The following is a 24,426-nucleotide window of genomic DNA, read 5'->3' on the forward strand; positions in this document are numbered from 1 at the left end:
CACCGCCCGGGACCGGCCTGGTGGCGGGGCCGCTCAGGTGGCGTAGACCTCGACGCGAAACGCCTGCCCGGCGGGCCAGGCGGTGTTGCCCGTGAAGGTGAGCCGGACGTACCGGCTGCGGACCGAGGGGAACGTGATCGTGGCCGTGTTGCCGGTGGCCGGGCTGAACGCGCGGCCCGCGGCGGGGGCGGCCGTGCGCCAGATGCCCAGCTCCTCCACCTGGACGGCGACGGTCTGCGTCCGCGCGTTCCACGCGGGCTGCGGCGGGAGGCCGAGGACGACGCGGGAGACGTCCCGCACGCTCCCGAGGTCGATCTGTATCCACTGCGGGAACGCGTGGTTGGGGCTCTCCCAGTACGAGACCGGGTCGCCGTCCACGGCGTTGACCGCGGCGTACCCCTGCGTCCAGCCGCTCGCCGTGACGGGCCTGCGCAGCGCGAGGTCCGGGTTGGGGGGCGGCGTGGTGGGGCCGCCGCCACCGGTGAACTCCTCGACCCAGTGGCGCGTGCGCTCCAGGTAGGAGACCTCGGCCGCGGCGCCTGTCGTGCCCCAGGCGCCCACGTACGTCTGGTAGTTGTGCCCGGCGGGCGGGTTCGACGAGGCGGGCTCGATGGTGGAGCCCTCGTGCCACTCGTTGAACGAGGTGATGGACACCCAGTCGGGCGAGCCGCCGTTGTCGGGGGACAGGGCACCCGCCCACAGCCGGTCGTAGGTCGCGCCGTTCTCGCGCGGGATGGTGATCGTGGTGTTGCCGGGGACGGCGCGGTCGTCGATGTAGCCGGGGCCGATGGACGGCGCCCAGATCCGGCCGTTGGCGCGGCACCAGTCGGCGATGCCCTTCCAGCCGTTGAAGTCGGTCGGCACCGAGTAGTTGTACAGGCCGCCGAAGTAGGTGGCCTTGGAGACGTCGGTGGTCTGCGTCAGCACGATGTTGGCCGCGTTGACCTGCGCGAGCGGCGACCAGTCGGTGATGGCCAGGCTGTTGAAGACGTAGAACGCGGGCCGGTCGCCGTGCCGCGCGTCGCGGTAGAAGGCCGGGTGCGCGCCGTAGCGGGCGTTGATGTAGCGGATGTCGTCCACGGTGGAGGCGGCGGTACGGCTGCCGTACGGCTCCAGGTGCCAGGCGACCTTGACGCCGTACTGGGCGGCGACGTCCAGCAGCAGCGGCACGCGCTGGTCCTCGTAGCCGCCCTGGCCCCACCAGGTCGTCGCGACGACGCCGACACCGGCCTGCCGTACCCACGCCATGTGCTGCGCGACGACGGCCGCGTCCCCCGAGTCGTAGGGGCCGAGCGTCGGGTAGAGGTCCGCGCCGACGTCGAGCGGCGGCTGGTGGCCGCCCTGCTGCCAGTGCAGCCAGCTGCCGTGCCGCGACGGCGCGCCGTACCAGGGGTAGTAGAAGAGGTGCACGTCGTAGGAGGCGGGCGGGAGGTCGGCCGCGCGGGCGGGGCCCGCCGCCGGGCCGAGGGCCGTCCAGCCGATACCGGCCGCGGCGGCGCCCGCGCCGAGGGCCAGCAGGCGCCGCCGCCCGATCTCGGCGGCGATGAGGGAGGGGTCGGCGGGGGATGAGGGCGGAATCGGAGTCACGGGTCACGTCCCTTTGGCGTCGTGAGGGGAAGGTGGATCTCTCGCCCGAGCGCCCAGAGAGTATGAGCGGCGGCGTGCGCCGTCCAGAGTCCGCGCAAAAAGACAACGGATGATCGCAAAATATTAGTGTCGAACCGTCAAATACCGATGCCCACACGGAAGAAGCCGGGCTCAGCCACGGCGGGCCCGCGCGCAGCCGCGGACGGCACGCAGCAGCCGTACGCCGTCGGCCGCGGCGTCCCGCGACGGGAAGCGGCGGCGGGTGTAGCCGAACACGAGACCGTGCCGTGGATCGGCGAGCCCCACCGAACCGCCCGCCCCGTCGTGCCCGAACGCCCCGCCGCCCGGTGACGGCCAGGCCACGAGGAAGCCCAGCCCGTACGCGCGTGCCGTCCCGAGCACCAGGTCGTGCCCCACGGCGTGCGGCCGGGCGACGGCGCGCCGGGTCGCGGGCGTGAGCAGCGCGTTCGCGACCGCGTAGAACCGGGCGAGTCCCCGCGCGGACGCGACGCCGCCCGCCGACGCCTGCCCGCCCGCGCGGAACACGGGGTCGTTGACCAGCAGATGCGGCGGCAGGAACGCCGGGTGGTGCGCGCTGGAGGCGATGCCGAGGAGGCTGTCGGCGGCGGGCGGCGGCCCGGGGGGCGGCGCCAGCGGCGGCAGGACGTCCACGACCCGCCGCACGTCACGCGCGGGCGGGCCCAGGTGGAGGTCCACGCCGAACGGGACGCGTACGCGCCGGTCGTGGAACTCCTTGAGCGTCAGCCCCGTCGTGCGCCGCACCAGCTCGCCGGTCAGCGCGCCGATGACCAGCGAGTGGTAGCCGAAGGCGCTGCCGGGGCGCCAGTACGGGGCGTGGGCCGCGACACGTCCGGCGATCAGCGCGTCGTCGGCCAGCTCGGCCGGGCTGAAGCCCTCCCGCGTACCGATCGCCCCGGCGCGGTGCGTCAGCAGCTCCCCGACGGTCACGCCCGCCTTGCCCTCGGCGGCGAACTGCGGCCAGTAGGAGCGGACTTCGCGACCGGGATCGAGTTCGCCGCTCTGGATCAGGAGCGCGGCGGCGAGGAAGGCGACGCCCTTGGTCACGGAGAGGACCCCGAGCAGCGAGTCGCCGTCGAGCCCGGGCCCGCCCCACAGATCGACCACCGGGGAGCCGTCCACGGACGCCGCCAGCTGGGCCGCGTGGCCCGGCTCCGACGCCAGGACGGCGGCGAACGCGTCCCGTACCGGCTCGTACCCGGGGGCGACCGTACCGCCGACGCGTGGCACCGCGCTGCTCCGCCTCCCGCCCGGGACACGCGCCCGCGGACGTCTGCGCGGGCCCCCTACCCCGTGCTACCCCGCGCCGCCGCCCGCGATCCGGGACGGCGGCCCGCGCGTGGTGGTGCGGCGGCGCGGCTCACTGCTCCCGGGAGCGCGAGCGGAACGCGGCCTTGCGCGCCTGCTTGGCCAGCTGCCGGTCCGGGTGGAGGCGGCCGACCGCCTCCAGGACGTCGGCCGTCGCCGGGTGCTCGGTGCGCCAGGCGCGCTCGAAGAAGTCGCTGTGCTGCCCGGCGAGCCCCGACACCAGCTCCCGCAGCTCGACGGCCTCCTCCTCGTCGCCGAAGGCGGCGAGCTGGGCGGCGAGCGTGTCGATGGTCAGCCAGAAGACCATGTCCTCGTCCGGCTGGGGCACGTCGGCCGCGCCCCGCTCGGCCAGCCACACGCGGGCCAGGCCGCCGAGCTGCTGGTCGTCCAGGACGTCGCGCACGGCGGGCTCGGCCGGGTCGCCGAGCAGCGAGAGCACCAGCTGGCAGCCGAGGCGGCGGCCGGGGGCGGCCGGGTCGTCGCCGCGCGCCGCCTCCAGCAGCTGACGGGCGGCGGGCAGCGGGTCGCGGCCGTCGAGCCACAGCTCCGCCTCCTCCCGCGCCATGGCCTCGGGCCGGTAGGGCAGGGCGGCCAGGAGGGCGGCGGCGTCCGCGTCGGCCAGCTCGCCGAACGCGGGGGCGTCCACCCCGGCGTCCAGCATGCGGCGGCGGACGCCGTAGAGGCCGAGGGGCGTGAGACGCGCCAGGCCGTAGCGGGTCATGTCGTCGTCGTCCGGGTCCTCGGCGTCGTCGGCCGCACCGGAGACGTCCGTCACGTCGCCCGCCTCGGCGAGCACCGACTCGTCCACCGGGCGGTAGTCGAGCAGCCCGGTCCCGGCGAGGGTCGTGAAGCGGTCGTCCAGCTTGAGCACGGCCGCCGACAGCTCGTCGAGGTCCGACTCGGACAGCTCCTCCACGTCGTCGGGGAGCACGGAGGCCGCCGCGACCATCGGCAGCGGCACCAGGGAGACGCCCTGGCCCGCCTCGTCGGTGACGGCGAACAGGTAGAGGCTCGCCAGCGCGGAGTCGAGGAAGTCGGCCTCCTCGTCCGGGTCCCAGTCGAGGGCGTCGAGGTCGATGGCCTCGGGGTCGATCTCGCCGTCGGCGGTGAGGGCGTCGCCGAGGCCGGGGAGGCCGCCGAGCAGTTCCTCGAACGTGGGCGTCGCGGCGTCGCCGAGCACGGCCTCGACGCCGTCCGTCCAGATGTCGAGGACGTCGGACGGGTCGCCCGCGGTCAGCCGCTCCAGCTCCTCACCCGCGGTCGCGGTGCCGACGGGGGTGTCGTCGGCCGGGCCGACGCCCGCCTCGTCGTCGTGCTCGTCGTCGTCCCCCGCGTCGTCGTCGGACTCGGTGACGTGGACGAGGCCGCTGTCCACCGCGAAGTTCCAGGCGTCGGAGGCGAGCCCCGTGCCCTCGTCGTCGGGCGCGAAGCCCAGGGCCGCCGCCGCCGAGGCGAGGTCGTCGGCGAGGAGTTCACCGCCCGCGCCGACCGGCACCCCCTTCTCCGCCCAGCGGGCGAGGGTGACGGCGCGCGCCAGCAGGGGGGCGGCAAGCGCCTCACGGGCCAGTTCGGCGTCGGAGGGCAGCCGCACGGGCGGCATGACGGGACGCGCGTCACCGGAGTTCACGATCGCTCCTCATCGGGACCACAGGGGGCAGTGCACCAGCCTAAGGGAGCCGGAGGGCTGCCGTTGACGCGAAGTCAGCCGCCCCGGGCCGCGCGGGAGCGGACGGCGCGCGGGCCGGGAGTGCGACGTCCGTTCATCCGGGGGGCGTTGACACGACCGCCCCGGCTACGGGAGTTTGACGCGCGTAGCGTCGTCGCGTTCCCGGAGGAACCCTTGACCGCAGCACGCCGTCCCCGAGTCACGTTCCGTGCGACCACCGCAGCCCTCGGGCCGGTGCTCGCCGCAGGTCTGTGCGCCACCCTCCTCGCCCACCCCTCCTCGGCCGCCGACGCGGCGGACGCCGTGCGTGTCCACGACGTCCAGGGCACCACCCGCCTGTCGCCGTACGCCGGGCAGCGGGTCACCGACGTGCCAGGCGTCGTGACCGGCGTGCGGACGTACGGCTCGCGCGGCTTCTGGATCCAGGACCCGTCGCCCGACCGCGACCGGGCGACGAGCGAGGGCGTCTTCGTCTTCACGAGTTCGACGCCCCAGGTCGCCGTGGGCGACGCCGTGCTGGTGACGGCCGACGTCGGCGAGTACTACTACGGCGGCGAGGGCTCGGGCGGCCAGTCGGTGACGCAGCTGTCGCGGCCGACGGTGACGGTCGTCTCGTCGGGCAACCCGCTGCCCGCGCCCGTGCGGCTGGACGCGCGCGCCGTCCCCGACCGGTACGCGCCGCGGGGCGACCGCGCGGCGGGCGGCAGCATCGAGGGCCTTGCACTGCGGCCGGGGAAGTACGCGCTTGACCTCTACGAGTCGCTGGAGGGCATGGCCGTCAGCGTCACGGACGTGCCCGTCGTCGGGCCCAGCACGCCGTACTACGAGCTGTGGGTCACGGTCGAGCCGCGCGAGAACCGTACGGCGGGCGGCGGCGTGCGCTACGGGTCGTACGACGCGCAGAACGGCGGGCGCCTCAAGGTGGAGTCGCTGGTGCCCGTCGCCCAGGAGCCGTTCCCCCGGGCCGACACAGGGGACGTGCTGACGGGGACGACGACAGGGCCGCTGGACTTCGACGAGTTCGGCGGCTACACGCTGGCCGCGCGGGAGATCGGCACGGTGGCGGACGGGGGGCGTACGCCGGAGCGCACCCGCGAGCAGCGTGCCGACGAACTGGCCGTCGCGACCTACAACGTCGAGAACCTGAACCCGGGCGACCCCGCCACCAAGTACGAGCGGCTGGCCGCCGCCGTCGCGGACAACCTGGCGTCGCCCGACATCCTGGCCCTGGAGGAGATCCAGGACGACAGCGGCCCGACGGACGACGGCACGGTGGGCGCGGAGGGAACTCTGCGGCGCTTCACGGACGCGATCGAGGCGGCGGGCGGCCCGCGGTACGCGTGGCGGCTCGTCGATCCGGTGGACGGCGCGGACGGCGGCCAGCCGGGCGGCAACATCCGCACCGCGTTCCTCTACAACCCGGAGCGCGTCTCCTTCACGGACCGCGCGGGCGGTGACGCGACGACGGCCACCGAGGTCGTGCGCCGGGGCGGGACGGCGGCGCTGACGCACTCCCCCGGGCGGGTCGCGCCGCAGGACGCGGCGTGGACGGACAGCAGGAAGCCGCTGGCCGGGGAGTTCGTGTTCCGGGGCGAGACGGTCTTCGTGGTCGCGAACCACTTCGCGTCCAAGGGCGGGGACCAGCCGCTGTCCGGGCGCTTCCAGCCCCCGGCGCGGGTCTCGGAGGAGCAGCGGCTGCGGCAGGCCGAGGTGCTGAACGGCTTCGTGCGGGACATCGCCGCGGTGGACCGGCGGGCGCGCGTGGTGGTGCTCGGGGACATCAACGACTTCGAGTTCTCGCCGGTGACGCGGGCGCTGACCCGGCACGGGGCGCTGCGGTCGGCCGTGGACAGCCTGCCGCGTGACGAGCGCTACACGTACGTCTTCCAGGGCAACTCGCAGGTGCTCGACCAGACCCTGGTGTCGCCCTCGATCCGGCGGTTCGACTACGACATCGTGCACATCAACGCGGAGTTCGCCGACCAGGCGAGCGACCACGACCCGCAGGTGCTGCGCTTCCGGCCGTGAGCCGGGCGCCGCGCGCCGTGGGCGGTTGTCGGTGGACGGGGCGTGGGGCGGCGGGCAGACTCGGCGCATGCGTGATGCTCCTTTCGGCCGCACCCTCGCGGCGATGATCACCCCGTTCGCCGGGGACGGTTCGCTCGACCTGGCCGGTGCGCGGCGGCTCGCGGCCCATCTCGTGGACCGCGGCGGCTGTGACGGCCTGGTCGTGAACGGGACGGGCGGCGAGTCGCCGACCACCTCCGACGCGGAGAAGACCGCCCTGGTGCGGGCCGTGGTGGAGGAGGTCGGCGACCGCGCCTCGGTCGTGGCGGGCGTCGGTTCCGCCGACACCCGGCACACGGTGGCGCTCGGCCGGGCCGCGGGCGCGGCGGGGGCCGACGGCCTGCTGGTGGTGACGCCGTACTACTCGCGGCCGACGCAGGAGGGGATCGTCCACCATCTGCGGGCGGTCGCCGACGCGGCTGAGGTGCCGGTGATGCTCTACGACGTCCCGGCGCGGACGGGCGAGGGCACGGCGCTGACGGCCGACTCGCTGCGTGGCCTGGCGGAGCATCCGCGGGTCGTGGCGGTCAAGGACTGCTCCTTCGACCTGCTCAAGTCGGGTCTCGTGCTGGCGGACACGGACCTCGCGTACTACTCGGGGAGCGACGAGCTGACCCTGCCGCTGCTGTCGATCGGGGCGAGCGGCGTGGTGAGCACGGTCGCCAACCTCGTGGGGGTGCGGGTCACGGCGATGATCGACGCCTTCGACAAGGGGGACGCGGAGGAGGCGGCGCGGCTGCACCGGGCGCTGCTGCCGCTGGTGGACGCGGTGTTCGGCGAGGTTCCGGCGACCGTGGCGGTGAAGGCGCTGTTCGCGGCGGCCGGGCTGCCGGGCGGGCCGGTGCGTTCGCCGCTGCTGGCGGCGGGGCCCGAGCTGACGGAGCGTCTGGCCGCCGCGCTGCGGGGGGCGGTGGCGGCGTGAGGCGCGGGTGAGCCGACGGGGGGCCGGGCGATCACGAGGCGTGACAACCGCGTGGTCCGGCCAGGCGTCGTGATCGCGGTATCAACCCTCAGAGGGACGGGTTTTCCCCCGGGAGGGTGACGACAGGGCGGGTCCGCGCCGATTACTCTGCGTGACATGAAGAGGTTTTCCGTCAGCCGCTGGGCCGTACCGGCCGCACTTGTCTGGACCGTTCTGTTCGCCGCGGGTCATGTGTGGGCGATCTTCGACAACGGGCGTCACGGCGTCGGTACCGATCCGGGCACCGGTGTCACGGGGTGGGCCAATCTGCTGCCGAACGCCGTCGTGATCGTCCTGTGCGTGGCGGCCGTCCTGCTGCTCGTCCGATCGCCCCGGCTGCCGTCACCGCTGGCCGCCTGCGGCCTGTGGGTCGGCGTGCCGCTGCTCGTGGTGCGCGGGGTGGCGGGGACGGTGGACCAGGTGCTCATCCACAGCGGCGCGATGCCCTACGGCATGTTCGACGACGACCGGGGTCATGTGAACACCGGCTGGGCCACGTGGTCGGGGACCGTCGTGGACAGCTACTTCCTCCTGGGCGCTGTCCTGTTCATCTTCGCCGTCGGTCCCCGGATGTGGCGCAGGGAGGGACGGGCGGCCGGGATACCCGGGCCCCGTCCCGTCCGGCCGGGGTCGGGCGCGGAGGCGGGGCGGGGCTGAGCGGGCTGGCTGGCCGGGCCGGGAGGATTCACGCCTTGCCGAGCGTCACGGGAGCCGCGACCGGGGGCTCTGCGGTGAGGTCGCGCACCAGCAGCGTCGCCCCGGCGACCGCCCCGGGCATCAGCAGGACGGCCACCACGGGCACGAGGAACGCCAGCACGAGCGGCAGCCCGAACCCCAGGGTCACGGCGAGCCTCCCGCGCAGCAGCCGCATCCTGTCCGGCACGGAGATGCCCCGGCGGTCCATGGCGACCGAGGACAGCTCGACGGTCAGGAAGAAGCCGGAGACGCCGAGGCCGAGCACCGGGACGACCGTCTGCCCCAGCACCGGGACGAAGCCGAGGAAGAACAGGGGGACGGTGAACAGCAGGACGCGCAGCAGGACCTGGGCGCTGTCGCGCAGCGAGACGGCCAGGTCCTGCCACAGCGGCCGGTCGGGCCCCGGGGGCGCACCGCCCTCCGAGTCCTCGACCTGTTCCGACAGGGACTCGTAGAACGGCTCGCCCACCAGCAGCGTCACGGCCGTGAAGGTGATCACGGCCAGCAGCAGGGCGGCTCCGACGAGCAGGAGCGCGAAGGAGGTGCGCAGCAGTGACTGCCAGGGGCTGCCCCAGTCGTCGGCGAAGGGCGTGGCCCAGACGGCGAGGTCCCCCGCCCAGAGGGCGAGGGCCACGAGCGCCGCGGCGTAGACGGCCAGGGTGATCAGCGCGGGCAGCAGGCCGAAGAGGAGCCTGCGGGGGCGCCGGAACACCCAGCGCTGTCCCTGGAGCAGGAGGCGCAGGCCGGCGAGGAATCCGTTCACGCCGGTCAGGCTAGCGCCCCGGGCCCGTGGCCGACGAACGCGTCAATTGTGGCTGTGCAGAGCCGCGTTGAGGCCGCCCCAGGTGCCGGTCCTCGGCAGCGCCTGGACGGTGCCCGTGGTGGAGTTGCGGCGGAAGAGGAGGTTGTCCGCGCCGGACAGTTCGAGGGCCTTGACGACGGCGCCGTCGGGCAGCGTGACGCGCGTCCCGGCCGTCACGTAGAGCCCGGCCTCGACGACGCAGTCGTCGCCCAGGGAGATGCCGATGCCCGCCTGGGCGCCGAGGAGGCACCGCTCGCCGATGGCGACGGTCTGCTTCCCGCCGCCGGAGAGCGTGCCCATGATGGACGCGCCGCCGCCGATGTCCGAGCCGTCCCCGACGACGACACCCGCGCTGATGCGGCCCTCCACCATGGAGGTGCCGAGGGTGCCCGCGTTGTAGTTGCAGAAGCCCTCGTGCATCACGGTGGTGCCGGGGGCCAGGTGGGCGCCGAGGCGCACGCGGTCGGCGTCGCCGATCCGCACCCCGGCGGGCACCACGTAGTCCGTCATGCGCGGGAACTTGTCCACGCTCGTCACGGAGAGGCGGACGCCCTCGGCGCGCGCGGCGAGCCTGGCGCGCTCGACGCCGTCCGCCGGGACGGGGCCGAGGTTGGTCCAGGCGACGTTGGCGAGCAGGCCGAACACGCCGTCGAGGCTGAGGCCGTGGGGCCGCACGAGGCGGTGGCTGAGGAGGTGGAGCCGCAGGTAGACGTCGTGCGCGTCCACGGGCTTGCCGTCCAGCGAGCCGATGACCGTGCGGACCGCCACCACCTCGACGCCTCGGCGCGCGTCGGGGCCGAGGGCCGCGGGCGCCGAGGCGCCGAGCAGTTCCGCGGCCCGCTCAGGGGTCAGGCGCTCGGTGCCCGTGACGCCGGGCTCGTCGGCCAGTTCCGGCGCGGGGTACCAGGTGTCGAGGACGGTCCCGTCGGGGGCGAGGGTGGCGAGTCCGGCGGCGACGGCGCCGGGGGCGGAGGTGGTTGCGTCGGTCATGTGCCCGACGCTAACGGGTGGAAGGGCCGCGCGGCGAACCGGTCCGGTTCCCGGGCACGAGCCGGGCGAAGGCCGCCCGCGTCTGCCCGGGGTCGTGCGGCCTGCCGGTCAGCATGAGCTGGATCAGCAGGCCGTCGAGCAGCGCGACCACGGCGCGCGCGGTGGCCTCGTCGGGCGCGAGCGGGCGCACGAGCACGGCCATGTCGTCCAGGCAGCGGGCGGCGAGCGGCCGGACGACGGGACGGGTGAGCCCGGCGAAGTACAGCTCGTACTCCAGACGCGTCTGCGCGAGGCGGGGGCCGAGGCAGTCGTCGATGAGGCGGACCGCGGCGTCGGCGGGCGCCTCGTCCGGCGGGGCGTCGCCGAGCCAGGCCGCGAGCCAGCCGAGCCAGCCGTCGTTGACGCGCTCCAGGGCGGCGGTCAGCAGGGCGTCCAGGTCGGTGAAGTGGTAGGTGGTCGAGCCGAGCGGCACGTCCGCCTCCGCGGCGACGGCGCGGTGGCTCAGGGCGGCGATGCCGTCCCGCTCGACGACGCGGACGGCGGCGTCCACGATCCGCTCGCGGCGGTCCGGGTCGTGACGGCGGGCACGGCGGGCCGCCGCGGCCATCAGTGGGCCCCGCCGACGTTCAGCACGACGACCCCGGCGATCACCAGGCCGATGCCGAGCGCCTTCGCCAGGGTCGCGGGCTCGTCCAGGAAGAGGATGCCGATCGCGGCGATCAGCGCGGTACCCGCGCCGGACCAGATGGCGTACGCGACGCCGACGTCGAGCTGGCGCAGCGTGCGCGCGAGCAGCAGGAACGCCACGAGGTAGCAGACGGTCGTGCCGAGAGTGGGCCACAGCTTGCTGAAGCCGTCGCTGACCTTCATCAGGGTGGTCCCGGCGATCTCGGCGAGGATCGCGCAGGCGAGCAGTACGTACGTCATATGTACAAGCGTACACATAGGCTGTCCGGCCGCTGGAGTGACCCCCGCGCGCGCCACCGCCCGCCGCCCCCGCGGGCGGCGCCATCCTTGCCGCGGACACGGGCACGCCCCCGGGGCCACCCACCCCCGCGCCCGGGACGTCACAGGAGGGAACGAGACCGATGGCCGAGTGCGAGACCTGCGGCAACGACTACCGGATGGCCTTCGAGGTGCGCGCGGCCGGGGAGGTCCACGTCTTCGACAGCTTCGAGTGCGCGGTGCAGCGCATGGCGCCGATCTGCGAGAACTGCGGCTGCCGCATCATGGGGCACGGCCTGGAGACCGAGGACGGCCACTTCTACTGCTGCGCGCACTGCGCGCGCGTCCAGGGCCACGCCATGCTGGTGGACCGCGCCTGACGGCACCCCGACCCCGGCGGCGCACGGGCCGGAGAGCGCGGAAGGGGCGCGGGCGGCGACCGGTCCGGTCACCACCCGCGCCCCTTCCGCGCAGTGTCGGGGGCGGCACCAGGCCGCCCCCGCCCTCAGATGTTGAAGCCGAGCGCGAGCAGCTGCTCCCGCCCGTCGTCCGTGATCTTGTCCGGGCCCCACGGCGGCATCCAGACCCAGTTGATCTTCAGCTCGGAGACCAGGCCGTCGGTGGCCGACCGCGCCTGGTCCTCGATGACGTCGGTGAGCGGGCAGGCGGCCGAGGTGAGGGTCATGTCGATCGTCGCGACGTTCGCGTCGTCGATGTGCACCCCGTAGATCAGCCCGAGGTTCACGACGTCGATCCCCAGCTCGGGATCGACGACGTCCATCATCGCCTCGCGGACCTCTTCCTCGCTCGCCGGCGCCGTCGCGGTCGTCCCGGTGTCGCTCACAGCTTCTCCCTCTCCAGTGCCTGCGCGGTCGCGTCCTTCCACGCCATCCAGCTGAGCAGGGCGCACTTGACCCGCGCCGGGTACTTGGAGACACCGGCGAACGCGACCGCGTCCTCCAGCACCTCCTCCATGGCGTCGTCCGGCTCGATCTGCCCCTTGGACTGCATGAGCTCCAGGAACGTCGCCTGGACCGCCATCGCCTCGGTCAGCTCCTTGCCGACCAGCAGCTCGTTCAGCACGGAGGCGCTGGCCTGGCTGATGGAGCAGCCCTGTCCCTCGTAGGAGACGTCGGCGACGGTTGCCCCGTCGTACCGGACGCGCAGGGTGATCTCGTCACCGCACGTCGGGTTGACGTGGTGCACCTCCGCGTCGCCCGGCCGCAGGCCGCGCCCGTGGGGGTGCTTGTAGTGGTCCAGGATCACTTCCTGGTACATCGATTCCAGCTGCACGTCCTCAATCCGCCCTCGTCATCCGAAGAAGCCACGCACGTACTCAAGCCCCTCGACCAAGGCGTCCACCTCGGCCGGTGTCGAGTACAGATAGAACGACGCTCGCGTGGTCGCCGGAATTCCGTAGCGCAGGCAGACCGGACGGGCGCAGTGGTGGCCCACCCGGACGGCGATGCCCTGCTCGTCGAGCACCTGCCCGACGTCGTGCGGATGGATGTCGCCCAGGGTGAACGAGATGGTGGCGCCCCGGTCCTCGGCCGTGGCGGGGCCGATGATCCGCAGCCCCGGCACCTCGGCGAGCCGCCCGAGGGCGTACCCGGTGATCGCCCGCTCGTGGGCGGCGACCCGGTCCATCCCGATGCCGCCCAGGTAGTCCACGGCCGCGCCGAGCCCGACCGCCTGCGCGACCGGCGGCGTGCCCGCCTCGAACTTGTGCGGCGCCGGGGCGTACGTGGAGTGCTCCATCGTGACGGTCTCGATCATCTCCCCGCCGCCGAGGAAGGGCGGCAGGTCCTCCAGCAGCTCCTGCCGTCCCCACAGCACGCCGATGCCGGTCGGGCCGAGCATCTTGTGGCCGGTGAAGGCCACGAAGTCGGCGCCGAGCGCCTGCACGTCGAGCGCCATGTGCGGCGCCGCCTGCGAGGCGTCGAGCACCACCAGCGCGCCGACCTGCTGGGCGCGGCGGACGATGGCCTCGACCGGGTTGTGGGTGCCGAGGACGTTGGAGACGAGGACGAAGGAGACGACCTTGGTGCGCTCGGTGATGATCTCGTCGATGTTCGACAGGTCGAGCCTGCCGTCGTCGGTGAGGCCGAACCACTTCAGCTTCGCGCCCGTGCGCTGCGCGAGCAGCTGCCAGGGCACGATGTTGGAGTGGTGCTCCATCTCGGTGATGACGATCTCGGTGGAGGAGTCCACACGGTAGGGCTCGTCGGCCCAGCCCAGCATGTGGGCGACCAGGTTGAGCGACTCCGAGGCGTTCTTGGTGAAGATCACCTCGTCGCGGCTCGGCGCGTTGACGAACGCGGCGATCTTGTCGCGCGCGCCCTCGTACAGGGCCGTGGCCTCCTCGGCGAGCACGTGGACGCCGCGGTGGACGTTCGCGTGGTGGCGCTCGTAGTACTCGCTGAGCGCGTCGAGCACCTGGCGCGGCTTCTGCGAGCTGGCGGCGTTGTCCAGGTAGACGAGCTTCTTGCCGTCGTGGACCGTGCGGCCGAGGATCGGGAAGTCCTTCCGGATCGCCTCGGTGTCCAGGAGACCCGGCAGGTCATGGCTCATGACGCGCCGCCCCCCTTGGTGTACTGCTCGTAGCCCTCGGCCTCAAGCTTGTCGGCCAGCTCGGCGCCGCCCGACTCGACGACGCGGCCCGCCGCGAAGACGTGCACGTGGTCCGGCTTGATGTAGCGGAGGATGCGCGTGTAGTGCGTGATCAGCAGCGTGCCGACCTGGCCGGACTCACGGACGCGGTTCACGCCCTCGGAGACGATGCGCAGCGCGTCGATGTCGAGGCCGGAGTCGGTCTCGTCGAGGATGGCGACCTTCGGCCGCAGCAGCTCCAGCTGGAGGATCTCGTGGCGCTTCTTCTCACCGCCGGAGAAGCCCTCGTTGACGTTGCGCTCGGCGAAGGCCGGGTCCATCTCCAGCCGGGCCATGGCCTCCTTGACCTCCTTGACCCACGTCCGCAGCTTGGGGGCCTCGCCGCGGACGGCGGTGGCGGAGGTGCGCAGGAAGTTGGAGACCGAGACGCCGGGGACCTCGACCGGGTACTGCATGGCGAGGAAGACACCCGCGCGGGCCCGCTCGTCCACGGACATGGCGAGGACGTCCTCGCCGTCCAGCGTGACGGTGCCGCCGGTGACGGTGTACTTGGGGTGACCGGCCAGCGAGTAGGCCAGGGTGGACTTGCCGGAACCGTTGGGGCCCATGATGGCGTGCGTCTCGCCCTGCTTCACGGTCAGATCGACCCCGCGCAGGATCTCGGTGGGTCCGCCCTCGGCATCGACGGAGACGTGCAGGTCGTTGATCTCAAGCGTTGCCATGGTGCCTTCAGGACTCCTGGGTGACGGAGACGAGCACGGCCGCGTCGGGGCCGTCTCCCTCGATCTTGACGGGGTAAACGGGAATGGGACGGGTGGCGGGCAGCCCGGAGGGTTTGCCCGTGCGCAGGTCGAAGCTCGAACCGTGCAGCCAGCACTCGATCTGGCAGTCCTCCACCTCGCCCTCGGAGAGCGAGACGTTCGCGTGCGAGCAGATGTCGTGCACCGCGAAGACCTCGCCCTCGGTGCGGACGACGGACACCGGGACACCGCCCAGCTCCACGCGCAGCGGGACGTCCGTCTCCAGATCGTCCAGCGCGCAGGCCCGCACGAAGCCTTCGGTCACGGTCATGCGATCGACGCCTCCAGCTCGGCCTGGAGCTTGGCGACGAGCCGCTCCTCGACGTCGGGGACGCCGATCTGCTGGACGAGTTCGGCGAAGAAGCCGCGCACCACCAGGCGCCTGGCCTCGTCCGCCGGGATGCCGCGCGCCATGAGGTAGAACAGCTGCTCGTCCTCGAAGCGGCCGGTCGCCGAGGCGTGGCCTGCGCCGACGATCTCGCCGGTCTCGATCTCCAGGTTGGGGACCGAGTCCACGCGGGCGCCGTCGGTGAGGACGAGGTTGCGGTTCAGCTCGTACGTGTCGGTGCCGGTGGCGGCGGCGCGGATGAGGACGTCGCCGATCCACACCGCGTGCGCGTCCCGCCCCTGGAGCGCGCCCTTGTAGGCGACGTTGCTGCGGCAGTTCGGCTGGTTGTGGTCCACGAGGAGGCGGTGCTCGTGGTGCTGGCCGTTGTCGGTGAAGTAGAGCCCGTACAGCTCGGCCTCACCGCCGGGACCGGCGAACTCGATGTGCGGGTGGATCCGCACCAGGTCGCCGCCGAAGGTGACGACGACGGACTTGAACGTCGCGTCGCGGCCGACCGACACGCTGTGCTGCGAGCAGTGCACGGCGGTGTCGGCCCAGTCCTGGACGCTGACGAAGGTGACCTTCGCGCCGTCGCCGATCTGGAACTCGACGTTCGCGGAGCGGACCGCGTCGCCCGTGTGGTCCACGACGATGACGGCCTCGGCGAACGCGCCGATCTCGATGATCGTGTGGCCGAACGTGGCGCCGCCCTCGCCGTGCAGCACGAGGCGCACCGGGTCGGCGAGCACGGCCTCGGCCGGGACCGTCACGACGGTGGCCTTCTCGAAGGAGCTGAACGCCTGCGCCGCGACGCGGTCCACGGGCTTGCCCGCGCGGCCGATCCGCGGGTCGTCACGGCCGACCGTGGTCGCGGTGACGCCCGCGGGCAGCGTGAGGTCCGCCTTCAGGGATCCGTCGGCGACGGCGGTCCCGTCGTGCAGGCCGCGCAGCCGTTCGAGCGGCGTGAAGCGCCACTCCTCCTCGCGTCCGTGCGGCACGGGGAAGTCCGCCACGTCGAACGACGGGGGGGCGCTCATCCGGGTCGCGACGGTGGACTCGGCAGCCACCGCGACCGACCCGCCCGCGCTGGCGCCTGCCGGAATACTCTGGGCATCGGCCATGGGTCTCGTCGTGCTCACTCTCTTGATCGGCCGTGATCGGCTCTGCTTGACCTGTACCTGGGTGTCGGACTGTCCCGGCAGGACCGGGACGGGACCGGCGTCAGCCGACCGAGCCCTCCATCTGGAGCTCGATCAGCCGGTTCAGCTCCAGGGCGTACTCCATGGGCAGCTCCTTCGCGATCGGCTCGACGAAGCCGCGCACGATCATCGCCATCGCCTCGAACTCGGACAGCCCGCGGCTCATCAGGTAGAAGAGCTGGTCGTCGCTGACCTTGGAGACGGTCGCCTCGTGGCCCATCGTCACGTCGTCCTCGCGGACGTCCACGTACGGGTACGTGTCGGAGCGGGAGATCGTGTCCACGAGCAGCGCGTCGCACAGCACGTTGGACTTCGAGCCGGACGCGCCCTCGCTGATCTCGATCAGGCCGCGGTACGAGGTGCGCCCGCCGCCGCGCGCCACCGACTTGGAGACGATGTTCGAGGAGGTGTGCGGCGCCATGTGGACCATCTTGGCCCCGGCGTCCTGGTGCTGGCCCTCACCGGCGAACGCGATGGACAGCGTCTCGCCCTTGGCGTGCTCGCCCATGAGGTAGACGGCCGGGTACTTCATGGTGACCTTGGAGCCGATGTTGCCGTCCACCCACTCCATGGTGGCGCCCTCGTAGGCGACGGCGCGCTTGGTCACCAGGTTGTAGACGTTGTTCGACCAGTTCTGGATCGTCGTGTAGCGGCACCGGCCGCCCTTCTTCACGATGATCTCGACGACGGCCGAGTGCAGGGAGTCCGAGTTGTAGATCGGCGCCGTGCAGCCCTCGACGTAGTGGACGTACGCGTTCTCGTCCACGATGATCAGCGTCCGCTCGAACTGGCCCATGTTCTCGGTGTTGATCCGGAAGTACGCCTGGAGCGGGATGTCCACGTGCACGCCCGGCGGCACGTAGATGAAGGAGCCGCCCGACCAGACGGCCGTGTTGAGCGCGGCGAACTTGTTGTCACCGGTCGGGATGACCGTGCCGAAGTGCTCCTGGAACAGCTCGGGGTGCTCCTTCAGCGCGGTGTCCGTGTCGAGGAAGATGACGCCCTGCCGTTCCAGGTCCTCACGGATCTGGTGGTAGACGACCTCCGACTCGTACTGTGCCGCGACACCGGCGACCAGCCGCTGCTTCTCCGCCTCGGGGATGCCGAGCCGGTCGTACGTGTTCTTGATGTCCTCCGGCAGGTCCTCCCAGCTCTGGGCCTGCTTCTCGGTGGAGCGGACGAAGTACTTGATGTTGTCGAAGTCGATGCCGCTCAGGTCGGAGCCCCAGTTCGGCATGGGCTTCTTGCCGAAGAGCTTCAGGCCCTTCAGCCGCAGCTTGAGCATCCAGTCGGGCTCGGACTTCTTCCCCGAGATGTCCCGGACGACGTCCTCGGACAGGCCGCGCCTGGCGCCTGCCCCGGCCGTGTCGGAGTCGGCCCAGCCGTACTCGTACTTGCCCAGGCCGTCGAGCTCGGGGTGGGCGGTCTCCGTGGGGAGCGTCATGCGGGGTTCCTCCCGGCGATGCGTGCTGTTGCGGTGGTCTTGGGTGCGCTGGCGGTGGCCGCGCCGTCCGCGCCGCCGGGCGCGGCGACGCCCGGCACGAACGTCGTGCACACGTCGGCACCATGGGCGATGGTGGCCAGACGCTGCACATGGCTGCCGAGCAGGACCGAGAACACCTCGGTCTCCGCGTCGCACAGCTGGGGGTAGCGGGCGGCGGCGTGCGCCACCGGACAGTGATGCTGGCACAGCTGCTCGCCCGCCGGGGCCTTCACCGCGTGCGCGGCGGCGGCGTAGCCCTGGGCGGACAGCGCCTCGGCGAGCGCGGCGACCTGTTCCCCGGGCGCCGCGTCCTCCAGCAGGGGACGGTACCGCTCCGCCTGCTCGGCCGCGCGTGCCCGCGCGAAGGCCAGTACGGCGGCGGCCCCCTGCTCGCCGCCCCCGGCGGCCCGCTCGATCCAGCCGAGCGCCTCGACGGCCAGCTCGTCGTACGCCTGGTCGAACGCGTCCCGGCCGCAGTCGGTGAGCGCGAACGCCTTGGCGGGGCGCCCCCTGCCGCGCGAGCCGCGCAGCCGCTTCTCCCCCGGCTCCACCAGCCCGTCGGCGGCGAGCGCGTCGAGGTGACGGCGCACGGCCGCCTGGGTCAGCCCGAGCCGACCGGCCAGTTCCGCCGCGGTGGAGGGCCCGTGATCGCGGATCGAACGGACCACGCGGTGCCGGGTGCCCGACTGCTCGTCGGCCGGTACCGGGGAAGGGACGGCCTCACCCGCGGCCGTGGCGGCCGTGGGCGCGTCGCGCCGCTCGTTCCCGTTTTTCACAACGCCATTGTTGCGTAATTCTCCGGAGAGCGGCAAGCCGCGTCCTGACCTGCGCGGATGGAGTGCGTCACGTAAGGCTTACCTAAGCTGTCCGCGGCCGACGGGCGGACGGCGGCTGCTCCCGCACACCGTAACCCGGCGGCGACCCCCCGCCGGACGGCCGTGTCCCCGGACCTAGACTCGCCCCCATGCAGTCCACAGGAGCCGCCGCACCGGCCGTCGTGGTCAGCGGACTGGTCAAGCGGTACGGCGCCACCACCGCCGTGGACGGACTGGACCTGACCGTCGGCGCCGGGACCGTGACGGCCGTGCTCGGCCCGAACGGCGCGGGGAAGACCACCACCGTCGAGTGCTGCGAGGGCTACCTCACCCCCGACGCGGGCCGCGTCCGCGTGCTCGGCCTCGACCCCGTCAAGGACGCGCGCCACCTGCGGCCCCGCGTCGGCGTCATGCTCCAGGCAGGCGGCGTCTACCCGGGCGTCCGCGCCGGGGAGATCCTGCGCCACATGGCCGGGCTGCACGCCCACCCCCTCGACACGGCGGAGCTGACCGAACGCCTCGGCCTCGGCCCCGCCGCGCGCACGCCGTACCGCCGCCTGTCCGGCGGCCAGAAGCAGCGGCTCGCGCTGGCGCTGGCCGTGGTCGGCCGCCCCGAGCTGGTCTTCCTCGACGAGCCGACCGCGGGCCTCGACCCCCAGGCACGGCACGCCACCTGGGACCTCGTCCGCGCGCTGCGCTCCGACGGCGTCACGACCGTGCTGACGACGCACCTCATGGACGAGGCGGAGGAGCTGGCCGACGACGTCGCCATCATCGACGGCGGCCGGGTCGTCGCCCAGGGCACGCCGGACGAGCTCGGCCGCGGCGGCGCCGCCGACGTGCTGCGCTTCGCGGGGCGGCCCGGCCTGGACCTCGTCTCGCTGCGCGCCGCGCTGCCCGCCGGGAGCGAGGTCACCGAGCCGAGCCCGGGGAGCTACCGGGTCACCGGGGACGTGGGCCCACGCATGCTGGCCACCGTGACGGCCTGGTGCGCGCAGCACGGCGTGATGCCCGACCGGATCACCACGCGGCGGCACACCCTGGAGGACGTCTTCCTGGAGCTGACCGGCAAGGAGCTGCGGCCATGACCGGCCACGCACCGCGCCCCGGCGCGGCCCCCGTCTCCCGCATGATCACGGCGCAGGCGGCCCTGGAGACGCGGATGCTGCTGCGCAACGGTGAGCAGCTGCTGCTGACCGCGGTGATCCCGACGCTGCTGCTCGTCCTGTTCAGCGCGGTGGACCTCGTGGACCTCCCGGACGACGGCGGCGCCGACCGCGTCGATTTCCTGGCGCCGGGCATCCTGGCGCTCGCCGTGCTGTCCACCGCGTTCACCAGCCAGGCCATCGCCACCGGCTACGAGCGGCGCTACGGCGTGCTGAAGCGCCTGGCCGCCTCTCCTCTGCCGCGCTGGGGGCTGATGTGCGGGAAGACCTGCGCCGTCCTCGTCACGCTGCTGCTCCAGACGGCCCTGCTGTGCGCCGTCGCGTTCGCCCTGGGGTGGTCGCCGCGCGGGAACGCGCTCGCCGTCGCCGCGCTGATGGTGCTGGGCGCCGCCGCCTGCTCAGGGCTCGGACTGCTGATGGCGGGGACGCTGCGGGCCGAGGCGACGCTGGCCGCCGCGAACCTGGTGTTCGTCCTGCTGGTCTTCTTCGGCGGGGTGATCATCCCGCTGGACGACTTCCCCGACGGCGTGCGCGTGGTCCTGGAGCTGCTGCCGGTCGGCGCCCTGGCCGACGGGCTGCGGGACGTGCTGCGCGACGGCGCGGGCATGCCCTGGGGCGACGCGGGCGTCCTCGCGGTCTGGGCGGTCCTCGCCCCCGCGGCGGCTGCCCGGTTCTTCCGCTGGGAGTAGCCCGTCCGGGGGCTCGTGAATCGGCGCACAAGCTCCGGGCTACGATGGCCGGGTGCTGAAAGCGGTGCGAAACCCCCTCGCGTACGTCGCGGAACGCTGGACCCCCCACCCGAGGACCGTCCGGCGCGCGGCCACCACCGCGCTCGTCATGAGCGTGGTCATCATCGTGACCGGCGGCGCGGTGCGGCTGACCGGCTCGGGGCTCGGCTGCGACACCTGGCCACGGTGCAGCGACGAGAGCCTCGTCGCCACGCGGGAGATGGGCCTCCACGGCGCCATCGAGTTCGGCAACCGGATGATGGCGTACGTGGTCTCGGCCGCCGTGGGCTGGTTCATCGTCGCCGCCCGCTGCGCGAAGCCGCGCCGCCGGGAGCTGACCCGTCTGGGCTGGGCGCAGTTCTGCGTGGTCATGGGCAACGGCGTCCTCGGCGGGGTCACGGTGCTCACCGAGCTGAACCCGTTCATCGTCGCGGCGCACTTCCTCGCCGCCATGGCCCTGCTCACCGTGACCACGCTGGGCTGGATCAGGTCGCGGGAGGGCGACGTCCCGCCCCGGCCGCTCGTCGGAGTGCCGGTACGGCGCGCGATCATGGCGCTGACCGCCGCGGGCGCGGTGCTCGTCGTCGTCGGCACGGCGGTGACGGGCAGCGGCAAGCACGCGGGCGACGACAGCGACATCGAGCGCATGCCGTTCGACTGGGACACCGTGACCCGCCTGCACTCGGGCGCCGCCTGGGTGGTGGTGCTCGGCACGGTCGCCCTGGTCGTCGCGCTGCGGCTGCTGGACGCGTCGAGCGTCACGCGGGCCCGCGCCCGTGACCTGCTGATCGTGCTGCTCAGCCAGGGCGTGATCGGCTATACGCAGTACTTCCTGGACGAGCCCGAGCTCCTGGTGGGGATGCACATACTGGGCGCGTGCCTGGTCTGGGTGGCCACGCTGCGCCTGCTGCTCGCGGTCCGCGACCGGGGGGACGCCACGGCGTCCGCGCCCGGTCCTGGCGAGGACAGCGGCACGGCCGCCGAACCGCGGGTCCCCGCGACCGCCTGACGGGCCTCCCGGCGCCACCCGCCGGAGTGACTGTCAGTGCTCGGCGGTACGGTCTGTCTCCCATGAAAAATGTGAAGACACGTACGCCGTTCGCACACAGGGGCCGCCGTCCGGGACGCGCGGCGGCGGCCCTCGCCGCGGTCGCGGCCGTCGCCCTGCTCGTCGGCGCCTGCACGAACGACACCCTCAGGCCCGGAGGCGTGCGGCCCACGGACGCCGCGTCCACGGGGTCCACGGAGAGCTACGAGGGCCTGCCCGACGCGATAGGGCTCCAGGAGCTGTCCTGGGAGACCTGCCAGGAGCCGACCCCGATCCAGGGCACGGGAACGGGCACGGCCCCCGGCGAGGACTGGGAGTGCTCGACCCTCACCGTCCCGCTCGACTACGACGAGCCGGACGGCGGGACGATAGGCATAGCCCTGATACGCGCGGCCACCACCGCCCCCGCCGACGAGCGGATCGGCTCCCTCGTCTTCAACTTCGGCGGCCCCGGCGCGTCCGGCGTCGCCACGCTGCCCGCGTTCGAGGGGGAGTACGAGGCGCTGCGTGACGGCGGCTACGACCTGGTGAGCTTCGACCCGCGCGGGGTCGGCGAGAGCGCGGGCGTCGTCTGCCTCGACGCCGAGGCCGTGGACGAGCAGCAGCAGGAGGACACCGGCCCGCCGGAGACCGCGGCGGAGCTGGCCGAGGCCGACGCGCAGGACGCCGCGTACATAGCCGCCTGCGAGCGCAACGCGGGCGATCTCCTGCCCCACGTCTCCACCGCGAACGCCGCGCGCGACATGGACGTGCTGCGTCATGTCCTCGGCGACGCGCGGCTGCACTACTTCGGCATCTCGTACGGCACGCAGCTCGGCGCCGTCTACGCCCACCTCTTCCCCGGCACGGTCGGCCGCACCGTCCTGGACGCCGTGGTGGACCCCTCGCCCGACGTGCTCACCCAGGTCGGCCTCCAGACCGAGGGCTTCCAGCTGGCGCTGGACCACTACCTCGCGGACTGCGCCGAGCACGAGGGCGCCGACTGCCCCACCGGCACCGACCCGGCGGCGGGCGGCGCGGTGATCACCGACCTCCTGGACTCCCTGGAGGACGCCCCCCTGCCGACCTCGGACCCGGACGGGCGCGAGCTGACCTCCGGCCTGGCCATGACCGGCATCCTCTCCACCCTCTACTCCGAGGAGGCCTGGCAGTACCTCACCCAGGGCCTCCAGGAGGTCACGCTCCAGGGCACGGGCAACCTCCTGCTCCTCCTGGCCGACTTCTACAACGGGCGTGACAGCCAGGGCCGTTACAGCAACCAGGGCGACGCCTTCACCGCGATCCAGTGCGCCGACGACCCGGCGTCCGGCATGAGTGTGGAGGAGGCCAGGGAGCACGAGGACGAACTCCTCGCCCTCTCCCCCGTCTTCGGCGAGATGATGATGTGGGGCCTGACCGGCTGCGGCGACTGGCCCGTGCCCGCCGCGGAGACGGAGCGGCCCGAGTACGGCGCGCCCGACGCGGCCTCGCCCGTCCTGCTGGTCGCCACGACCGGCGACCCGGCCACGCCGTACGAGGGCGCGGCCCGCATGCAGGAGGCCATCGGCGGCCCGGACGTCGCGCCGCTGCTCAGCTACGACGGCGAGGGCCACAGCGCGTACACGACGGGCGACGAGTGCGTCGTCGGGACGGTCAACGCGCATCTGCTGGAGGGCACCGTGCCGGAGGACGGCACGCGCTGCGGGTGACCCGGGAGGCGCGCTACGGCGCGTCGCCCAGCCGGTAGACCTGCCGCGCGGTTCCTCCGGCGACCTGCCGGGCGATCCGCGCGGCCTCGGCGGCGGGGAGGCCGTCGAGCGCCGCCTGCATCGCCCGCAGGAACCCCCGCGCACGGACGAGGTGCAGCTCGGGGAGCGTCCCCGCGCCGGTGGAGAAGAGGAGCTTGCCGGGCGGCGCCTGCGCGAGGGCGTCCGCCGGGTCGGGCCCGGCGTCGGCGTGGACGTGCGGGAAGACGGCGGCGAGCCGCGCCGCCGCGCCGTGGTGGGCGCGGCCGGGGAGCAGGACGAGGGTCCCGGCCCCGGCCGTCGCGTGCAGCAGCGGCGTGAGCGGCAGCGGGTCGTCGCAGTGCAGCTGGACGGGCCGTCCGGTGGCCAGCGCGCCCCACAGCAGGTGCGAGGTCAGCGTGGGCTCGGGGCGCCTGGGCCGCCGTGGGTCGGCGAGCCAGCGGGCCGCCGCCCGCCGTACGGCGGTGGGTTCGGGCAGGCCGCCGCCCGCGAGCCCGTCGGCGGCGCAGACGAACGCGGCGGCGTCACGGGCCGCCGCGACCAGTGCCTCGGCGGCCCGGTCGAGGAAGGCGCGGGGCGAGCCCGCGGCGAGGGCGGCCCGTTCGGCGAGCGCGGCGAGCCCGGCGAGCGGGTGGGCGGCGCCTCCGGCCGCCGAGGCCATGTCGCCCGGCCCGGTCAGCTCCCCGCCGTCGCCGCCGTCCGTGCCGCCGGGGCCCGCGCCCTCGGCCAGCAGGAAGACGCGGATGCCACTGCCGCGCAGCAGCAGGCGACCGGCCGCGTACGCGCCCAGCTCGCGCCGTCGCGCGAGGTACCGCACGGCCGGGGTGTCCGGGTCGAGACCGAGCAGCGGCGCGCAGTGCCGGAGCAGCGCGCCGCCCGCCCCCGCGTCGAGGGGGCCGTCCCGCCCGGCTCCCTCCGGCACACCGGTCGCCGCGGCGAGGCGGCGGGTGAAGGCACCGAGCCCCAGCTCGCCGTGGAGCACGCCGTGGCTGTACTGGTCCACGAGGGGCGTTGCGCGCATGTCCCCCATAACGTGCGAAACCACTCCCAGGTGTCGGGGCTCAGGCGGTGTGCCGCCCTCCGCCGATCTGTATGCCCGCCATGCGGGACCACTCGTAGGGCCCCGTGCGCAGCCGCGCGGCCGTCTCGCCGTCCAGCGCCTCGCGGAGCGTGACGCCCGCCGCCTCCGCGGCGTCGGCCAGGTCGGCCCTGCTGGGCGCGACCACGTCGCCCCAGGCGCCGTCCGCGCCGACGAGGACGAGACGGTGGCCGCGCGCGCCGAGGTACGCGATCTGCCCCTCGGTCCCGGCGGCGCCGCCGTGGGCGGCGGCGAAGGACCGTACGCGCTTCGCGAGCCGCGCGACGCGGCGGCCGGTCCCGCCGCCGTCCCCCACGGGGGCGGCGGTCTCCGCTGGCGTCCCGGCCGGGGCCGGGGTGTTCTCACCGGTGTCAGCCATACGCCTC

At 73.7% G+C, this 24,426-nt stretch carries 25 protein-coding genes; 8 read left to right on the forward strand and 17 right to left on the reverse strand.

Features of this window, described 5'->3' with window-relative positions; all coding sequences use genetic code 11:
- Positions 1 to 33: 33 nt before the first annotated feature.
- The 3 genes from IF27_RS23250 to IF27_RS23260 form a co-directional block, all read right to left on the reverse strand.
- On the reverse strand, positions 34 to 1,587 hold the full coding sequence (locus IF27_RS23250; protein WP_223291181.1) for a galactose-binding domain-containing protein: 1,554 nt from the start codon (positions 1,585 to 1,587) through the stop codon (positions 34 to 36).
- Between the two features lie 171 nt (positions 1,588 to 1,758).
- A complete protein-coding gene (locus IF27_RS23255; protein ID WP_052851696.1) occupies positions 1,759 to 2,856 on the reverse strand; it encodes a serine hydrolase domain-containing protein in 1,098 nt (365 codons plus the stop codon).
- A 130-nt stretch (positions 2,857 to 2,986) separates the two neighbouring features.
- Positions 2,987 to 4,534 carry a hypothetical protein gene (locus tag IF27_RS23260; RefSeq protein WP_052851854.1) on the reverse strand — a complete coding sequence of 516 codons (1,548 nt, stop codon included), beginning with the start codon at positions 4,532 to 4,534 and terminating at the stop codon, positions 2,987 to 2,989.
- 240 nt (positions 4,535 to 4,774) lie between these two features.
- Here IF27_RS23260 and IF27_RS23265 point away from each other — a divergent pair, with 240 nt between their 5' ends.
- From IF27_RS23265 to IF27_RS23275, 3 genes are all read left to right on the forward strand, one after another.
- Positions 4,775 to 6,628, forward strand: coding sequence for an endonuclease/exonuclease/phosphatase family protein (locus IF27_RS23265; RefSeq protein WP_052851697.1), 1,854 nt, complete (start codon positions 4,775 to 4,777; stop codon positions 6,626 to 6,628).
- Positions 6,629 to 6,695: 67 nt separating this feature from the next.
- Positions 6,696 to 7,589: a 4-hydroxy-tetrahydrodipicolinate synthase gene (gene dapA, locus IF27_RS23270; RefSeq protein WP_110946183.1), complete on the forward strand. Its 894-nt coding sequence runs from the start codon at positions 6,696 to 6,698 to the stop codon at positions 7,587 to 7,589.
- Positions 7,590 to 7,745: 156 nt separating this feature from the next.
- Positions 7,746 to 8,285 (forward strand): hypothetical protein, encoded by a 540-nt coding sequence (locus IF27_RS23275; protein WP_190233079.1) that lies wholly within the window; start codon positions 7,746 to 7,748, stop codon positions 8,283 to 8,285.
- 28 nt (positions 8,286 to 8,313) lie between these two features.
- On the opposite strand, the gene IF27_RS23280 is transcribed toward IF27_RS23275, so the two are convergent.
- Genes IF27_RS23280 through IF27_RS23295 form a run of 4 tightly spaced genes read right to left on the reverse strand, consistent with a single transcriptional unit; the run spans position 8,314 to position 11,043 of the window.
- The gene (locus tag IF27_RS23280) at positions 8,314 to 9,087 is read right to left on the reverse strand and encodes an EI24 domain-containing protein (protein WP_338058221.1); all 774 of its coding nucleotides are present in this window, start codon (positions 9,085 to 9,087) and stop codon (positions 8,314 to 8,316) included.
- A 42-nt stretch (positions 9,088 to 9,129) separates the two neighbouring features.
- Complete coding sequence (gene dapD, locus IF27_RS23285; RefSeq protein ID WP_052851700.1) at positions 9,130 to 10,116, reverse strand: 2,3,4,5-tetrahydropyridine-2,6-dicarboxylate N-succinyltransferase; 987 nt, start codon at positions 10,114 to 10,116, stop codon at positions 9,130 to 9,132.
- A gap of 10 nt (positions 10,117 to 10,126) precedes the next feature.
- Positions 10,127 to 10,723 carry a TetR/AcrR family transcriptional regulator gene (locus IF27_RS23290; RefSeq protein WP_052851701.1) on the reverse strand — a complete coding sequence of 199 codons (597 nt, stop codon included), beginning with the start codon at positions 10,721 to 10,723 and terminating at the stop codon, positions 10,127 to 10,129.
- Complete coding sequence (locus IF27_RS23295) at positions 10,723 to 11,043, reverse strand: DMT family transporter (protein ID WP_052851702.1); 321 nt, start codon at positions 11,041 to 11,043, stop codon at positions 10,723 to 10,725. The genes IF27_RS23290 and IF27_RS23295 overlap by 1 nt, the downstream gene beginning before the upstream one ends.
- 161 nt (positions 11,044 to 11,204) lie before the next feature.
- On the opposite strand from IF27_RS23295, the gene IF27_RS23300 reads away from it, so the two are divergent.
- Positions 11,205 to 11,441 carry a hypothetical protein gene (locus IF27_RS23300; protein ID WP_052851703.1) on the forward strand — a complete coding sequence of 79 codons (237 nt, stop codon included), beginning with the start codon at positions 11,205 to 11,207 and terminating at the stop codon, positions 11,439 to 11,441.
- 125 nt (positions 11,442 to 11,566) lie between these two features.
- On the opposite strand, the gene IF27_RS23305 is transcribed toward IF27_RS23300, so the two are convergent.
- The 8 genes from IF27_RS23305 to IF27_RS23340 form a co-directional block, all read right to left on the reverse strand.
- Complete coding sequence (locus tag IF27_RS23305) at positions 11,567 to 11,905, reverse strand: metal-sulfur cluster assembly factor (RefSeq protein ID WP_052851704.1); 339 nt, start codon at positions 11,903 to 11,905, stop codon at positions 11,567 to 11,569.
- On the reverse strand, positions 11,902 to 12,354 hold the full coding sequence (sufU, locus tag IF27_RS23310; protein ID WP_052851705.1) for a Fe-S cluster assembly sulfur transfer protein SufU: 453 nt from the start codon (positions 12,352 to 12,354) through the stop codon (positions 11,902 to 11,904). The genes IF27_RS23305 and sufU overlap by 4 nt, the downstream gene beginning before the upstream one ends.
- 18 nt (positions 12,355 to 12,372) lie before the next feature.
- On the reverse strand, positions 12,373 to 13,632 hold the full coding sequence (locus IF27_RS23315) for a cysteine desulfurase (RefSeq protein WP_052851706.1): 1,260 nt from the start codon (positions 13,630 to 13,632) through the stop codon (positions 12,373 to 12,375).
- Positions 13,629 to 14,393, reverse strand: coding sequence for a Fe-S cluster assembly ATPase SufC (gene sufC, locus IF27_RS23320; protein ID WP_052851707.1), 765 nt, complete (start codon positions 14,391 to 14,393; stop codon positions 13,629 to 13,631). The genes IF27_RS23315 and sufC overlap by 4 nt, the downstream gene beginning before the upstream one ends.
- Before the next feature lie 7 nt (positions 14,394 to 14,400).
- Positions 14,401 to 14,742, reverse strand: coding sequence for a non-heme iron oxygenase ferredoxin subunit (locus IF27_RS23325; RefSeq protein ID WP_052851708.1), 342 nt, complete (start codon positions 14,740 to 14,742; stop codon positions 14,401 to 14,403).
- Positions 14,739 to 15,920, reverse strand: a complete 1,182-nt coding sequence (sufD, locus tag IF27_RS23330) for a Fe-S cluster assembly protein SufD (protein ID WP_052851709.1) — start codon at positions 15,918 to 15,920, stop codon at positions 14,739 to 14,741. Before sufD ends, IF27_RS23325 begins: the two co-directional genes overlap by 4 nt.
- Positions 15,921 to 16,020: 100 nt before the next feature.
- Entirely contained in the window at positions 16,021 to 17,442 is a 1,422-nt protein-coding gene (sufB, locus tag IF27_RS23335) for a Fe-S cluster assembly protein SufB (protein ID WP_052851710.1), read from the reverse strand.
- Complete coding sequence (locus IF27_RS23340) at positions 17,439 to 18,257, reverse strand: helix-turn-helix transcriptional regulator (protein ID WP_052851711.1); 819 nt, start codon at positions 18,255 to 18,257, stop codon at positions 17,439 to 17,441. Before IF27_RS23340 ends, sufB begins: the two co-directional genes overlap by 4 nt.
- 188 nt (positions 18,258 to 18,445) lie before the next feature.
- Between IF27_RS23340 and IF27_RS23345 the strand changes: the two genes are divergently transcribed.
- From IF27_RS23345 to IF27_RS23360, 4 genes are all read left to right on the forward strand, one after another.
- The gene (locus IF27_RS23345; protein WP_052851712.1) at positions 18,446 to 19,384 is read left to right on the forward strand and encodes an ABC transporter ATP-binding protein; all 939 of its coding nucleotides are present in this window, start codon (positions 18,446 to 18,448) and stop codon (positions 19,382 to 19,384) included.
- On the forward strand, positions 19,381 to 20,151 hold the full coding sequence (locus tag IF27_RS23350; RefSeq protein WP_052851713.1) for an ABC transporter permease: 771 nt from the start codon (positions 19,381 to 19,383) through the stop codon (positions 20,149 to 20,151). Before IF27_RS23345 ends, IF27_RS23350 begins: the two co-directional genes overlap by 4 nt.
- A gap of 52 nt (positions 20,152 to 20,203) precedes the next feature.
- Complete coding sequence (locus IF27_RS23355) at positions 20,204 to 21,199, forward strand: COX15/CtaA family protein (RefSeq protein ID WP_223291182.1); 996 nt, start codon at positions 20,204 to 20,206, stop codon at positions 21,197 to 21,199.
- A 71-nt stretch (positions 21,200 to 21,270) separates the two neighbouring features.
- A complete protein-coding gene (locus tag IF27_RS23360) occupies positions 21,271 to 22,926 on the forward strand; it encodes an alpha/beta hydrolase (RefSeq protein WP_223291183.1) in 1,656 nt (551 codons plus the stop codon).
- 13 nt (positions 22,927 to 22,939) lie between these two features.
- Here IF27_RS23360 and IF27_RS23365 read toward each other — a convergent pair whose 3' ends face one another.
- The gene (locus IF27_RS23365) at positions 22,940 to 23,983 is read right to left on the reverse strand and encodes a hypothetical protein (RefSeq protein WP_052851856.1); all 1,044 of its coding nucleotides are present in this window, start codon (positions 23,981 to 23,983) and stop codon (positions 22,940 to 22,942) included.
- A 40-nt stretch (positions 23,984 to 24,023) separates the two neighbouring features.
- The gene (locus IF27_RS23370) at positions 24,024 to 24,419 is read right to left on the reverse strand and encodes a hypothetical protein (RefSeq protein ID WP_190233081.1); all 396 of its coding nucleotides are present in this window, start codon (positions 24,417 to 24,419) and stop codon (positions 24,024 to 24,026) included.
- Positions 24,420 to 24,426: the final 7 nt, after the last annotated feature.

The organism is Streptomyces avicenniae (genome assembly GCF_000719135.1).
Lineage (GTDB): Bacteria > Actinomycetota > Actinomycetes > Streptomycetales > Streptomycetaceae > Streptomyces > Streptomyces avicenniae.